We start from the raw sequence: 12962 nt of genomic DNA, 5'->3' as shown, positions 1-12962 counted from the left end.
CGGATAGTCAGCTTTTGCCGTTGAAGTTGACGTTGACGTTGATTCAGCGGGTGCAGGGCCGCAGGCCCTGCAGGCAAAACTCAGCTGCGCATGCCCACGCCACGGCGCAGCAGCCACAGCGCCAGCGCCGTCAGCACCACCACGAAACCGATCATCAGACCGTAGGCCACCGGCAGCGGTACATCGCTGCTGCCCAACAGGCCATAGCGGAACGCGTTGACCATGTAGAAGATCGGGTTGGCGTGCGTGGCCGCCTCGGCCCAGCCCGGCAGCAGCTTCACCGAATAGAACACGCCACCCAGATAGGTCAGCGGGGTCAGGATGAAGGTCGGCACGATCGCCACGTCATCGAACTTCTTCGCATACACCGCGTTGATGAAACCGGCCAGCGAGAAGATCGTCGCGCCCAGGATCACCGTGGTCAGCATCACCAGCGGGTGCGGGATGCGCACCGGGGTGAAGAACATCGCGATGATCAGCACGATCACGCCCACCATCAGGCCGCGCAGCACCGCGCCAGCCACATAGCCCCACAGGATCACCCAGTTCGGCATCGGGCTGACCAGCAGCTCTTCGACGTGGCGGCCGAATTTGGCGCCGAAAAACGAGGAGCTGATGTTGCCGTAGCTGTTCTGGATCACGCTCATCATCACCAGGCCCGGCACGATGAACTGCATGTAGGTGTAGCCGCCCATGTCACCCACGCGCGACCCGATCAGGTTGCCGAAGATGAGGAAGTACAGGGTCATGGTGATCGCCGGCGGCACCAGGGTCTGGCCCCAGATGCGCATGATGCGGGCGACTTCGCGGCGCACGATGGTCATCAGCGCGATGCGGTTGCGCTGGCCGTCGGTCAGCTCGGTGGTGCTCATGCAGGCTTCTCCATGTTGCCGGTGAGGCGCACGAACAGCTCCTCCAGGCGGTTGCTCTTGGTACGCATCGAACGCACGCGGATGCCGGACTCGTTCAGCGTAGCGAACACGCGGTTGAGGTCCATCGCGCGTGGCATGTCGATGTCCAGCGTGTGCGGGTCCGGGGCGGTCAGCGTCGCGCCCTCGATCACCGGCAGCTGCGCCGGCAGGTCACCGTCGATGTCCAGCAGGAAGCCTTCCACGTCCAGCTTGGCCAGCAGGGTGCGCATCGGCCCCTGTTCGACGATCTGGCCATGGTTGATGATCGCCAGGTGGCGGCACAGGTACTCGGCCTCTTCCAGGTAGTGCGTGGTGAGGATGATCGTGGTGCCGGCACCGTTGATCTCCTTCAGCACGCGCCACATGTCGCGGCGGATCTCGATGTCCACGCCGGCGGTCGGTTCGTCCAGGATCAGCAGGCGCGGGCGGGTCATCATCGCGCGGGCGATCATCAGCCGGCGCTTCATGCCGCCGGACAGTGTGCGGCTCATCACCTGTGCCTTTTCCCACAGGTGCGCGCGCTTCAGTTCCTCTTCGGCGCGCTGCTCGGCTTCCTCGCGCGGCACGCCATAGAAGCCGGCGTAGTTCACCAGGATGTCGAAGGGCTTCTCGAACAGGTTGAAGTTGATTTCCTGAGGCACCAGCCCGATCAGGCGCATGGTCGCGCTGCGGTTGCGCACCAGGTCGCTGCCGAACACCTCCACCTGGCCCTCGCTGAGGTTGACCAGGGAGCTGATGATGCCGATCAGGGTCGACTTGCCGGCCCCGTTGGGGCCGAGCAGGGCGAAGAAGTCGCCCGGGGCCACTTCCAGGGAAACGCCCTTCAGGGCCTGGGTGCCGTTGTCGTAGGTCTTGCGCAGGTCGCGCACGCGCAGGGCGGGCGCCGTATCGTTCTGGGATGCCAAGCTCGAAGCCTTCGCGCCCATGGGCTGGCGCTGGAGAGGGGCGGGGAGGGGCTATTATAGAAGACCCCGAGGGCTTGCCCCGGCTACACACTGTCCCGAAAAGTCGTGCCTGTTCAATTCCCCCTCAAGCTGGTCGGCTGCCGCATGCTGGCCCCGACCGTCGGCCACTACCAGTTCGTGCGTGATGATGGACAGCCACTGGATTTCCAGCCCGGCCAGTTCATCCAGGTCCATTTCAGCTACGCCGACGGCACCGAAACCAAGCGCAGCTACTCGCTGGCGACCATCCACGACCATGCGCTGGGCCCGGGCGAGGCGGTGGACATCGCGGTCAGTTTCGTGCCCGGTGGTGCTGCCACGGCCCTGTTCGAGGCACTGGAGCCGGGCGGCCAGATCAGTGCGTCCGGCCCCTATGGCCGGTTCTGCCTGAATCCCGGTGACCACAACGCCCGTTACCTGCTGATCGCCACCGGTACCGGCGTTACCCCGTACCGTTCCATGCTGCCGCTGCTGGAAAAGGCCATGGCCGAACGCGATGTGCAGATCGTGCTGCTGCAGGGCGCGCGCAGCCCGGGCGAGCTGCTGTACAGCGAAGATTTCTACAGCTTCGCCGAAAAGCACGCGAACTTCCGCTATGTTCCGTGCCTGTCGCGCGAATTGCCGGCCGAACCGCACCCGGATGTACAGCACGGCTACGTGCAGCAGGCGCTGGCCGGTTTCACGCCGGACCCGGCCACCGACATCGCCTACCTGTGCGGCAACCCGGACATGGTCGATGCCTGCGCCGAGCTGCTGAAGGCCGCCGGCCTGGGCAACCCGCAGATCCGCCGCGAGAAGTACGTCAGCAGCAAGTAAGCCAGGGTAGTGCCGGCCGCTGGCCGGCAACCCCACGAACCCTGGTAATGCCGGCCGCTGGCCGGCAATCCCGCAAATCGGAGGCGGCATCACGCCGCCCCCGGTGCCATGCCTCAGTACGCGATCCAGGCATCACGCCAGGCAAAGCCGGTGCCTGGGCGATAGGCATCGGCGTTGATGTTGCACCACGCACCTTCCGGGAACGGGCGGCAGGCGTACAGCTTGCCGTCGGTGCCCTTCACCACGGTCTCGCCCGGCTTGTAGCTGCCGAGGCCTGCCGGATACACGAAGTCGAAATCGCCACCCGGCGGATCGACCGGATCGACCGGGCCCGGACCCGGAATCTGGGTTTCCAGTTCAAAGCGATGACCCGGCTTCAGGTAGACACGGTTCTCGGTGGCGGACGCCACCGGCGTGATCACGCCGTTCTTCATCACGCCGACGCGGGCGTGCTGGGCGCTGCCATTGACCTTGCTGGCCAGCGCCATCGGCCACTGCGCCGGAGCGGTCTGGCCGGCGGCCAGGGTCACTTCCGGGCGCTCCAGATCGTTGCCGTTGGCATTGAACACGCGCAGGGTCAGCGTGGTGCCTGCCTCCAGCGCACCGCGGGCGGTGACCGGGCCGGCATCCTGCCACTGCGGCGGCGGAATCACGCCGTTGCCGCCTTCGAAGCGGACATCCATGCAGGTGTAGAACGCTTCACCCGAATCCGAACGCTGCCAGGTGTTGTAGATGATGTGCTGGCCACTGCGCTTGGGCAGCGGGCAGTCCAGCTTGTAGGTCTTGCCGTCCACCGGCACGTTGCCCAGTGTGCAGAATTCCTGCAGGTCGGCCCAGCGCAGCGGGCTGCCCGGCTGCCAGCCATCACGGGTGACATAGAACTTCCACTCGCGGGTGGCATGCGGGGCCGGGGCATAGAACTCAAAGGTGTAGCGGCCACGCGCGTCGGCGCGGATTGGTGTGGTCGGCCAGTCGGTACGGTTCAGGTCAAGGCCGCGGTACTTGGGAATGCTGGCACTGCACAGTTCGCCATCGCGCACCAGTTCGCGATGGTTGCCATTGGCATTGCCGTGGGCAATCGCGCTCCAGTCGTAGAACGGCTGCGCGCCGCCAATGGCCTTGGCTGCGGCACAGGCCGGGTTGGTCGGGTTTTCCGGATTGCCCTCGTGGCACTGCTTCACGCGGCTGAGCGGCTTGGTCATGGTGCCGTGGGCGAAGGCGCTGCCGGACAAGGCCAGGCCGGCGACGACGGACAGTGCGAAGACTGCCCGATGGGACAGGTGCATGCAGAGACTCCTTTGCGAGGTGTGGGAAACCTCAAGGAGTCTTCACATGCAGATGCGCCGGCAACATCGGACAAGTTTGAAATCGATGGCGGCTGTGTTCGATCTGCAACACGGTGCTTACTTTGCCGTCATCCGGGCGAAAGGCGGTGCGTTGTGCACCGCCTCCCGCATCACTGCCTCAGTACGCGATCCACGCATCGCGCCAGGCCGCGCCCACGCCCGGCCGGTAGGCCTCGGCATTGACGTTGCACCATGCACCCTCCGGGAACGGACGGCAGGCGTACAGCTTGCCGTCGGTGCCCTTCACCACGGTCTGGCCCGGCACGTAGCCGCCGATACCGGCCGGGTACACATGGTCGAAATCACCGCCCGGCGACGGCGTGCCCGGGTCCGGCACCTTCGTGTCGAGCTGGAAGCGGTTGCCATCCTTCAGGTACACGCGGTTGGCGGTGGCCGAGGCCGTCGGCGTGATTGCACCATTGGCCAGCACGCCCACGCGCGCATGCTGGGCACTGGCATTGACCTTGCGGGCCAGCGCCAAGGGCCATTGCGCGGCCGAGGTCTGGCCGCTGGCCAGCGTCGCTTCCACACGTTCGACATCGTTGCCGCTGGCATTGAACACGCGCAGTGCCAGCGTCGTACCGACCGGCAATTCACCGCGGGCGGTGACCGGGCCGGCATCCTGCCATTGCGGAGCCGGCGTCGTACCACCGCCGCCGCCTTCAAAGCGCACGTCCATGCAGGTGTAGAACGCCTCGGTCGAATCCGAGCGCTGCCAGGTGTTGTAGATCACATGCTGGCCGGTGCGCTGCGGCAGCGTGCACTGCAGCTTGTAGGTGCCATCGGCAGAGAGCGGTGTATTGCCCAGCGTGCAGAACTCCTGCAGGTCGGCCCAGCGCAACGGGCTGCCCGGTTGCCAGCCGTCGCGGGTGACGAAGAAGCGCCAGTCGCGCGTGGCGTGCGGCGCGGTTGCCTTGAACACGAAGGTGAACCTGCCATTGGCATCGGCGTGGATCGGCGTGGTCTGCCAGTCACTGCGGTTCACGTCCAGGCCGCGGAAGGTCGGGTTGTTGCCGCTGCACAGCTTGCCGTCGGGCACCACGGCCTGATGGTTGCCGTTGGCGTTGGCCTGGTTGATGCCGTTCCAGTCGTAGAACGCCTGTGAACCGCCAATCGCTTTTGCAGCGGCACAGGCCGGGTTGGTCGGATTCTCGGGATTGCCCTGGAAGCAGGCATAGACGCGGCTGACCGGCGTGGTCATCGTGCCGTGGGCGAACGCGTTGCCGGCCAGGCACAGGCCCGCAGCGGCGAACGAGGTGGCCAGCAACAGCGGTGTGGGTCGGAATGACATGGCGCATCCTTGTGGTCGTCGAAAGGGAACGGTGACCGCAGGCGCTGCGCTGGGCGGCGGACTTTCGGCGGCACCAGGGCGAGTATCGAGTCGCACTGCAGGCGGCGGAACCATCGCAGTGCCGATCCGTGACTGCGCATGTGAAGCCCTTCCCGCAGGCTTCACGCAGGGCTGAACGGATGCGCTGGACGTCACGTGACCGGCGTGGCATCGATCACGTCATGGAGATCACGCGACGCAGTCCCGGTACCCACCCGATCTGCCTGGCACGAGAAACAGCCATGCGCGGCGTTGTGCAGCTGGACAAACGCCACCGACGGGTCGGCAAACAGCGCATCCAGATGGCCGCCCACCTCGGTGCCCGCACAGACCTGGGCACCGCACATCAGCGCGGCGTGGTCATAGGCACGCATCGAGATCATCCGGCGCTGCACATACGGGGGCACCTCGCCCGGCGGCAGGACGCAACGGGTCACGCCGCGCTGCACGAAGATCGGGCCGGCGGCGCGGTACGGCGAATGCAGCGGCAGGTGGGCGTGGGACAGCAGGAGCAGCTCGCTGCCAGGCGCGGGATCGCTCAGGCTGATCCGGCAGGGATGTCCGCCGCTGGCGCCGACCCAGCGACGCTGGATGCCGAGCGCAGCGAGCGCGCAGTCGCTCATCTCGAACAGGTGCAGGAAGGGGCGATGGTCGATGCCACCGAGGTACCACGTGTGCATGGGTGTCTCCTGGGTCTGCGGCGGATTCTGCGCGTGCGCCGGCGGCCGTGCTCGCCGTTTTCAGACCCCGCATCGCCGTCAGGCCGGGGCACTGGCCCGTGGGGCGCTGCGGGTCGCCGCCGATGCCGCCCTGTGCCGACCAAGGCCGAGGGGCAGGACCGTCCGGTCTGCGCGCCGTTGGCGGCGGATTCGTCATTGCCCATCGCCGTCGGCGCGCTGCCCGTGTAAGTTGGGTCACATCTTCCGCGGCAGCCCGTCGTGGTTGCCAGGAACGTCTTCCAGGGGAAACGAGCACGATGCAAAGACACCTCCTCGCGCTGGCCGGGATGCTGGCCAGCCTGATGCTTGCCGGTTGCAGCCAGTCGCCGTCACCCGGCGCCGAGGGCGCCACTGACGCACCCGGCCGCCGCTTCGGCACGATCGATTTCCAGCCCTGCACGCTGTCCACGGTAGGTGCCAGCGCCAACGTGGAGGCGCAGTGCGCCACCCTGCAGGTGCCGGAGGACCGGGCCCAGCCTGACGGTCGCCGGATCGGCCTGCGTATCGCCTGGCTGGAATCGGGCAGCAGCGGCGCCAGCCAGCCGGATCCGGTGTTCTTCCTGGCCGGCGGCCCCGGCCAGGCGGCCAGCGAGGTGGCGGTCATCGTCGATACTGCACTGCGCCAGGTGCGCAAACAGCGCGACGTGTTCCTGATCGACCAGCGCGGCACCGGCGGTTCCAACCCGCTCAGCTGCCTGGGCGCGGACGGGAAGGAGCTGCCGATGGACGAGGATGCCGCGCCTTCCGAGGCATCGCTGCGCGACTACGCCCAGCGCTGTGCCGCATCGCTGCAGGGGCGTGCCGATGCGCGCTTCTACACCACCACCGAGGCGATCGCCGATCTGGATGCGGTGCGTGCGGCGCTCGGTGTGAACCAGCTCAACCTGGTTGGCGGCTCCTACGGTACCCGCGTGGCCCAGCGCTATGCGGGTACCTATCCACAGCACACCCGCAGCATCGTCATCGATGGCGTGGTGCCGAATGAGCTGGTGGTGGGCGGCGATTTCGCCAGGACATTCGAGGACGCGATCGCCCTGCAGTCGGCGCAGTGCCGCAAGGACGTTACCTGCAGCAAGCGCTTCCCGACCGATACCCGTGCGCAGCTGCGCAGCGTGGTCGAGACCCTGCGCCGTGCACCGGTTCCGGTCGAGTATCGCGACCCCGGCACCTACGGGACCCGGAAGGATGTGCTGACACCGGACAGCGTGGTGGGCTTGGCTTTTGCGTTTTCCTACGTACCCCAGTACGCCTCATTGCTGCCGCTGGTTCTTGATGAAGCCGCGCACGGCCGCTACGCGCCGCTCGCCTCGCTGGCACGCGGTGCGAACCGCAGCATGGATTTCCAGATCAACCGCGGGATGCATTGGTCGGTGATCTGTAGCGAAGATGCGCCGCGCTACCACGCGCCGGCCGAGGATCCCGAGCGGCTGTTTGGCAACGAGGTGGCCAGTGCGTTCTTCGCGGCCTGCCCGGTGTGGCCGCACCGTCCGGCACCGGCAGCCAATGCCGTGCCGCTGCGCAGTGACGTACCGGCGCTGCTGTTGTCTGGTGAACTGGACCCGGTGACCCCGCCGCGCTATGCCGAGCAGGTCCTCAAGGGCCTGCCCAATGGACGCGCGCTGGTCGCCCGTGGCCAGGGCCACGGCACGCTGACCGCCGGCTGCATGCCGCGCCTGCTCGGCCAGTTCATCGACACGACCGATGCCAAGGCGCTGGACGCCGGCTGCCTGGATACGCTGAGCTACGTGCCGGCGTTCACCTCGTTCAACGGATGGGAACCATGATCGTCGCCGACAACCTGCACAAGGCCTTCGACACCCGCACCGGCCGTATCCAGGCAGTGTCCAACGTCGGCTTCCGCGCCGGGGATGGCCGCATCACCGGCCTGCTGGGGCCCAATGGTGCCGGCAAGACCACCACCATGCGCATGCTGTACACGCTGATGACGCCCGATCAGGGCAGCATCACTGTCGACGGCATCGATGCGGCGCGCAATCCGGTGGAGGTGCGTCGCCACCTCGGCGTGCTGCCTGATGCGCGTGGCGTCTACAAGCGCCTGACTGCGCGCGAGAACATCGCCTACTTCGGCGAACTGCATGGCCTGTCGGCCGAGCGCATCCGCGAACGCATCGAGGTGCTCTCGCATGCGCTGGACATGAGTGACATCCTCGACCGCCAGACCGATGGCTTCTCGCAGGGCCAGCGCACCAAGACCGCGATTGCCCGCGCGCTGGTGCACGACCCTCGCAACGTCATTCTCGATGAACCGACCAACGGCCTGGACGTGATGACCACGCGCGCGCTGCGCCGCTTCCTGCTGGGCCTGCGCGACGAGGGTCGCTGCGTGATCCTGTCCAGCCACATCATGCAGGAGGTGGCCGCGCTGTGCGATCACATCGTGATCATCGCCAAGGGCACGGTGATGGCCGCCGGCAGCGCCGACGAACTGCGTGCGCAGGCCGGCGAATCCAACCTGGAAGATGCGTTCGTGAAACTGATCGGCAGCGAAGAGGGCCTGCACGCATGAGCATGATGTCGACCCTGATGACGGTGATGCGCAAGGAGCTGCGTGACCTGTCGCGTGACCGCCGCACGCTGCTTCTGACCCTGCTGTTCGGGCCACTGCTGTACCCGGTGCTGCTGCTGGGCATGGGCAAGCTGGCCGAGAGCCGGGTGCGCACCCAGATTGAACAACCGCTGCAGATTCCGACCATCGGTGCGGACAACGCGCCGAACCTGGTGCGCTTCCTCGCCGCGCAGGGGCTGAACACCGCACCGGCACCGAAGGACCTGGCCGAGGCCATCCGCACCCAGGACATCGATGTGGCGCTGCGCATCAGCGATGAGTTCGGCAAGGACTGGGCCGAGGGCAAGCCGGCGCTGGTGGAGGTGATCAAGGACAGCACGCGTCGCGCGGCCGAAGTACCCAGTGCACGCCTGGAGGCGGCGCTGGCCACCTACAACGGCCAGGTCGGTGCCTTGCGCCTGATGGCACGCGGCATCGACGCACAGGTGGCACGCCCGCTGGACGTGGCGCGCCAGGACCTGGCCAGTGCCGAGGCCAAGCGCGGCATGATCCTGTCGATGCTGCTGCCGGTACTGCTGACGCTGACCTCGTTCATCGGTGGCGCCTACCTGGTGATGGACGCCACGGCCGGCGAGCGCGAGCGGCAGTCACTGGAACCCTTGCTGGCCACGCCGGGCTCGCGCAGTGCGATCGTCAGCGGCAAGATCGCCGCCGCCTGCGTGGTCGGTTTCGTGTCGCTGCTGCTGACCCTGGTCGCGTTCAAGGTGAGCGCGCAGATCGCCCCCGGCAACATCGGCCGCCAGTTCAACATGAACGTCGGCTCGATGCTGCAGATGCTGCTGGTGATGTTGCCGATGCTGCTGATCGGCACCTCGCTGCTGACCTTCCTGTCGGCTGCGGCCAAGAGCATGAAGGAAGCGCAGAGCCACATGACCTGGCTGATGCTGCTGCCGATGCTGCCTGGCTACGCCCTGGTGGCCTATCCGCTGAAGAGCGAGATGTGGCAGTACGCCGTGCCGTTCCTGTCGCAGAACCAGATGCTGCTGAAGGTGATCCGCCACGAGACCATCACCCCGACGGTCTGGGCGATCTACCTCGGTGCCAGCCTCGGCCTGGCCGCTATGCTGTGGTTCGCCGCCGTGCGCCGCTACCACAACGAGCGCCTGGCCATCTCCGGCTGACCGCAAAAAAGGGGACGGAGGGGATTAAGTCGTTTCTGCCCCTCCCGTCCCCTCCTTGCGCGGGCGGCCTTGTCTTCGCATCGCCACCGGCCGCCCGAGCGTCTTCTCTACCATCCGCAGGAACGCAGCATCCCCCAACGGACGCTGTTTGGCGCTATGACTGCGGATTGCGGGCAGATCGGCGGACGCATTCACATCGCGCAGGAATCGCGCATACACCGCCGTCCTGTTGCGAGCGGTCGCGGCCAACGCTCTGAATGCGGGATGCGGGGTCAGCATGGGGTCATCGCGTCGTTGAAGGTTGCCGTGCACGCTGGACCACGGATGATCTTCAGCACTGACCGCAATGCCGGCACGAACGGGATTGCGTTCGATGTAGCGGTATACGCTGAGCAGGTAAGCGTCGCTGTCGATCATCGAGGAATGGAAGCGGCCCTGCCACAGGGGACCGGTGCGGCCGTGCCGCTGGTTGAAAGCCTGCACATAGTTGTTGCCCTGCATGCGCATTGCATCGGCCAGCCCACGCTGCGTGGATGGCGTGGCCAGCAGGTGGATGTGGTTGTCCATCAGTACGTAGGCATGCAGTGCGACGCGGTGCTTGAGGAAAGCGCTGTGCAGCAGATGCAGGAACAGTTGCCGGTCGATGTCGTCGACAAAGATCGCACCCTTGTTCACACCGCGCTGGATCACGTGATAGGCCTGGCCGGCCAGCATCAGGCGCGCTTGTCGGGGCATGGGATTCCCAGGTCGAAGGGTGCCTCAGCCTGGCATCGGCACCGTGGCGTGGGGCATCAGGTAATGCCGCGCCGGCGTATCGGAGGAGTCAGAAGCGACCTAATCCCCTCCGTCCCCTTTTGCGTACCGCGCAGGCGTCACACCCATCTCGCGCTTGAACACGGCGATGAACGAACTGGGCGTGTCGTAGCCCATCGACAGCGCAACGCTGATCACCGGCTCGCCTGCCAGCAGGCGTGGCAGTGACAGCAGCACGCGCAGGCGCTGCCGCCACTGGCTCAAGGTCATGCCAGTTTCGGCCTGCCAACGGCGGGCGAGACTGCGGCTGGACAGTCCGCTGGTGGCTGCCCACGCTTCGACGCTGCGAAGGTCGTCCGGCGACCGTGCCAGCGCCGCCGCGATCCGCCGCAACCGTCGATCCTGCGGTTGTGGCAGGGCAAGTGGCAAGGGAATGCTGGCACGGATCTCATCGGCGATGACGCCGGCCAGGCGTGCCTGCGCAGCGTCCAGTGCCTGATGCGGCCAGCGCAGTGCCCGCGTCACCGCCGCCTGCAACAGCACGTCGGGTTGGAAAATGCGGGGCAGCGGCGGCAGATCCAGGCCGGCATCGGCGCGGACGTACAGGCTCCAGCCATCGAATGCGTCTGCCCCTACCAGGGCGTGGGGCAGCAAGGGCGGTATCCAGGCAACATGCCCCGCCGGCAGCAGCCAGTGCAGGTCGCCGGCCTCGATCCGCAGCAGGCCGTGGTGGGCACCCAGCAACTGGCCGCGCACGTGCTGGTGGCGCGCGGTGCGCCGCCTTCCGGGCACGCGCAGCTGGCCGGCCAGCACGATGGGGCCGTCGTCGGCGTCCGCCAATGCCGGATCAATCAAGCCGGTCGGTGTCTGATCTGCCATATCCATTGGCAGTTATACGGCAGAAGCGCCGATCCGCGCGCGCCACACTGGGCGCCCATTCCAACACGAGCCGCCCCGATGCAGCCCCAGGACATTCTTCCCGACCATCAGAACGACGTGCAGGTAAACGGCCTCACCGTGCGCAAGGGCAGCGTGGGCGCCTTCCTCGCCAGCGTCCGTGACTGGCAGGACCCCGCCAGCGATGACGCCACCCGCGCCACCGCCGAAGCAGATCTGCGTGGGCTGCTGCCGGGCCTGCATGCGCTGGGCCTGTTCCAGGTGCTGGCCGCGCGCGATCCGGCACTGCAAGGCCTGATTGACAGCCTCTCCTGAAGCGGAAACGGCCCGGAGATGCCGGGCCGTGTGGTCATTTTGGGGCGGAAACGACTTAATCCCCTCCGTCCCCTTTTCTGCGGTCAGCCGCCTGGCGCGAACACCAGGGTGCGGCGGGTGGTGACCGGCGCGCTGACCGGCTCGAAGCGCCAGCGCTTGACTGCGTTCAGGGCTTCGCGGTCGAAGGTGCGGCCGGAGGTTGCGCGCAGCACGCGGGCGTTGACCACCGAGCCGTCGGTACCGACCGTGATCTCCACCAGCACTTCGCCCGACGTTCCCGAACGCAGTGCCTCGGCCGGATAGCGCGGCGCCGGCGTACTGATCGGGCGCAGGGTGGGCGCGGCGGCAGCCGCGGCCTGGCGCGCCGCGCTGGCCTGCTGGGCCGCGGCCTGCTGCTGCTTCTGTTCGGCTTCGCGGCGTGCGGCGGCCTGGCGCTCGGCTTCCTGGCGTTCGTTGTCGCGGCGTGCGGCGTCCTGCTGGGCAGCGATCTGCTTGGCCGCGTCGGCTTCCTTGGCGCGTTGTTCGGCCAGGCGCTGCTGTTCGATCTGCTGCTTGCTGCGCTCCTCGGCGTCCTTCTTTGCCTTCTCCGCTTCGGTCTCGGTGCGCTTGGCCGCGTTTTCCACGCCCTTGGACAGACCGTCCTTCAGGCGCGGCAGGGCGGGCGCGGAGGCATCCACCTTCTCGATCAGTGCCACCAGGCGCTGTGCTTCGGTGTAGTCCTCGCGGCCCAGGTGCTGCTCGGCGGCGATCAGGGTGTAGGGCAGCAGGTCGGTCAGCGCGCTCTTCACCGAGGCGTCGTCCGGGGTCTTGTCGCGCAGGGCGAGGTAGTACTCGATGGCATTGTCGCCGGCCGGCGCGTACATGCGGTTCTCGCGCAGGGCCTGGCTGGCCGACTCACGCAGCTGCTCGGTGCCCATCGACTGCACCTTGGCGGCGACCACCGGTGCGGCCGGTGCAGCGGCGGTGGGGGCGGCGGCCGGAGCCGGTGCTGCGGATTCTTCCTTGCCCGAGCAGGCGGCCAGCGCCAGTGCCAAAGCAACCGGCAGCCACCGGCGCGCGGCGGTGATCGTTGAGACGTGCGACATCCTGCTCCCCTCTAGAAGACGACGTGACGTAAATCATTGATATGCATGGCCGGGACCCGTGGTCCAGGCGCGGCAGGGTGGCGTTTCCCGACGCCACCGCCGGCAACGGCGAGGATGCAATCTAGCATCCCGGCCACC

Annotated in this window: 13 protein-coding genes; 5 read left to right on the top strand and 8 right to left on the bottom strand. The window is 67.1% G+C overall.

Annotated elements, in window-relative coordinates:
• Positions 1-80 precede the first annotated feature (80 nt).
• Together ACTXG9_RS11370 and ACTXG9_RS11365 are read right to left on the bottom strand one after the other, a co-directional pair.
• Positions 81-872 carry an ABC transporter permease gene (locus ACTXG9_RS11370; RefSeq protein WP_005411568.1) on the bottom strand — a complete coding sequence of 264 codons (792 nt, stop codon included), beginning with the start codon at positions 870-872 and terminating at the stop codon, positions 81-83.
• Positions 869-1837: an ABC transporter ATP-binding protein gene (locus ACTXG9_RS11365; RefSeq protein ID WP_181451893.1), complete on the bottom strand. Its 969-nt coding sequence runs from the start codon at positions 1835-1837 to the stop codon at positions 869-871. The genes ACTXG9_RS11370 and ACTXG9_RS11365 overlap by 4 nt, the downstream gene beginning before the upstream one ends.
• An 84-nt stretch (positions 1838-1921) precedes the next feature.
• Between ACTXG9_RS11365 and ACTXG9_RS11360 the strand changes: the two genes are divergently transcribed.
• Positions 1922-2671, top strand: a complete 750-nt coding sequence (locus ACTXG9_RS11360) for a ferredoxin--NADP reductase (RefSeq protein ID WP_019661680.1) — start codon at positions 1922-1924, stop codon at positions 2669-2671.
• Between the two features lie 113 nt (positions 2672-2784).
• Here the strand turns inward: ACTXG9_RS11360 and ACTXG9_RS11355 are convergent, their stop codons facing one another.
• The 3 genes from ACTXG9_RS11355 to ACTXG9_RS11345 form a co-directional block, all read right to left on the bottom strand.
• Positions 2785-3957 carry a lytic polysaccharide monooxygenase gene (locus tag ACTXG9_RS11355; protein ID WP_111103948.1) on the bottom strand — a complete coding sequence of 391 codons (1173 nt, stop codon included), beginning with the start codon at positions 3955-3957 and terminating at the stop codon, positions 2785-2787.
• A 178-nt stretch (positions 3958-4135) separates the two neighbouring features.
• Positions 4136-5308 (bottom strand): lytic polysaccharide monooxygenase auxiliary activity family 9 protein, encoded by a 1173-nt coding sequence (locus tag ACTXG9_RS11350; RefSeq protein WP_021203315.1) that lies wholly within the window; start codon positions 5306-5308, stop codon positions 4136-4138.
• Between the two features lie 191 nt (positions 5309-5499).
• Positions 5500-6027 carry a DUF1203 domain-containing protein gene (locus ACTXG9_RS11345; RefSeq protein ID WP_021203316.1) on the bottom strand — a complete coding sequence of 176 codons (528 nt, stop codon included), beginning with the start codon at positions 6025-6027 and terminating at the stop codon, positions 5500-5502.
• A gap of 296 nt (positions 6028-6323) precedes the next feature.
• Here ACTXG9_RS11345 and ACTXG9_RS11340 point away from each other — a divergent pair, with 296 nt between their 5' ends.
• The 3 genes from ACTXG9_RS11340 to ACTXG9_RS11330 are packed head-to-tail and all read left to right on the top strand — an operon-like array spanning position 6324 to position 9774.
• Complete coding sequence (locus ACTXG9_RS11340; RefSeq protein ID WP_206621346.1) at positions 6324-7850, top strand: alpha/beta fold hydrolase; 1527 nt, start codon at positions 6324-6326, stop codon at positions 7848-7850.
• A complete protein-coding gene (locus ACTXG9_RS11335) occupies positions 7847-8593 on the top strand; it encodes an ATP-binding cassette domain-containing protein (protein ID WP_206621345.1) in 747 nt (248 codons plus the stop codon). The genes ACTXG9_RS11340 and ACTXG9_RS11335 overlap by 4 nt, the downstream gene beginning before the upstream one ends.
• A complete protein-coding gene (locus ACTXG9_RS11330; protein WP_019661674.1) occupies positions 8590-9774 on the top strand; it encodes an ABC transporter permease in 1185 nt (394 codons plus the stop codon). The genes ACTXG9_RS11335 and ACTXG9_RS11330 overlap by 4 nt, the downstream gene beginning before the upstream one ends.
• A 24-nt stretch (positions 9775-9798) precedes the next feature.
• Here the strand turns inward: ACTXG9_RS11330 and ACTXG9_RS11325 are convergent, their stop codons facing one another.
• Both ACTXG9_RS11325 and ACTXG9_RS11320 read right to left on the bottom strand, forming a co-directional pair.
• On the bottom strand, positions 9799-10509 hold the full coding sequence (locus ACTXG9_RS11325; protein WP_032959053.1) for a transposase: 711 nt from the start codon (positions 10507-10509) through the stop codon (positions 9799-9801).
• Positions 10510-10608: 99 nt separating this feature from the next.
• Positions 10609-11406: a helix-turn-helix domain-containing protein gene (locus ACTXG9_RS11320; RefSeq protein WP_111103940.1), complete on the bottom strand. Its 798-nt coding sequence runs from the start codon at positions 11404-11406 to the stop codon at positions 10609-10611.
• Positions 11407-11484: 78 nt separating this feature from the next.
• Between ACTXG9_RS11320 and ACTXG9_RS11315 the strand changes: the two genes are divergently transcribed.
• The gene (locus tag ACTXG9_RS11315) at positions 11485-11739 is read left to right on the top strand and encodes a hypothetical protein (protein WP_021203321.1); all 255 of its coding nucleotides are present in this window, start codon (positions 11485-11487) and stop codon (positions 11737-11739) included.
• A gap of 83 nt (positions 11740-11822) precedes the next feature.
• Here ACTXG9_RS11315 and ACTXG9_RS11310 read toward each other — a convergent pair whose 3' ends face one another.
• Positions 11823-12824 (bottom strand): energy transducer TonB, encoded by a 1002-nt coding sequence (locus ACTXG9_RS11310; protein WP_019661670.1) that lies wholly within the window; start codon positions 12822-12824, stop codon positions 11823-11825.
• Positions 12825-12962 lie beyond the last annotated feature (138 nt).

The organism is Stenotrophomonas maltophilia group sp. LNF247, from assembly GCF_054083135.1.
Note: the sequence above shows the minus strand (reverse complement) of the source record. Positions and strands in the feature narration are given on the sequence as shown.

Excerpts from the sequence above, each read along its gene's own strand:
- ACTXG9_RS11370 (WP_005411568.1), bottom strand. The coding sequence starts at position 872 with ATGAGCACCACCGAGCTGACCGACGGCCAGCGCAACCGCATCGCGCTG.
- ACTXG9_RS11365 (WP_181451893.1), bottom strand. The coding sequence starts at position 1,837 with ATGGGCGCGAAGGCTTCGAGCTTGGCATCCCAGAACGATACGGCGCCC.
- ACTXG9_RS11355 (WP_111103948.1), bottom strand. The coding sequence starts at position 3,957 with ATGCACCTGTCCCATCGGGCAGTCTTCGCACTGTCCGTCGTCGCCGGC.
- ACTXG9_RS11350 (WP_021203315.1), bottom strand. The coding sequence starts at position 5,308 with ATGTCATTCCGACCCACACCGCTGTTGCTGGCCACCTCGTTCGCCGCT.
- ACTXG9_RS11345 (WP_021203316.1), bottom strand. The coding sequence starts at position 6,027 with ATGCACACGTGGTACCTCGGTGGCATCGACCATCGCCCCTTCCTGCAC.
- ACTXG9_RS11340 (WP_206621346.1), top strand. The coding sequence starts at position 6,324 with ATGCAAAGACACCTCCTCGCGCTGGCCGGGATGCTGGCCAGCCTGATG.
- ACTXG9_RS11335 (WP_206621345.1), top strand. The coding sequence starts at position 7,847 with ATGATCGTCGCCGACAACCTGCACAAGGCCTTCGACACCCGCACCGGC.
- ACTXG9_RS11330 (WP_019661674.1), top strand. The coding sequence starts at position 8,590 with ATGAGCATGATGTCGACCCTGATGACGGTGATGCGCAAGGAGCTGCGT.
- ACTXG9_RS11325 (WP_032959053.1), bottom strand. The coding sequence starts at position 10,509 with ATGCCCCGACAAGCGCGCCTGATGCTGGCCGGCCAGGCCTATCACGTG.
- ACTXG9_RS11320 (WP_111103940.1), bottom strand. The coding sequence starts at position 11,406 with ATGGCAGATCAGACACCGACCGGCTTGATTGATCCGGCATTGGCGGAC.
- ACTXG9_RS11315 (WP_021203321.1), top strand. The coding sequence starts at position 11,485 with ATGCAGCCCCAGGACATTCTTCCCGACCATCAGAACGACGTGCAGGTA.
- ACTXG9_RS11310 (WP_019661670.1), bottom strand. The coding sequence starts at position 12,824 with ATGTCGCACGTCTCAACGATCACCGCCGCGCGCCGGTGGCTGCCGGTT.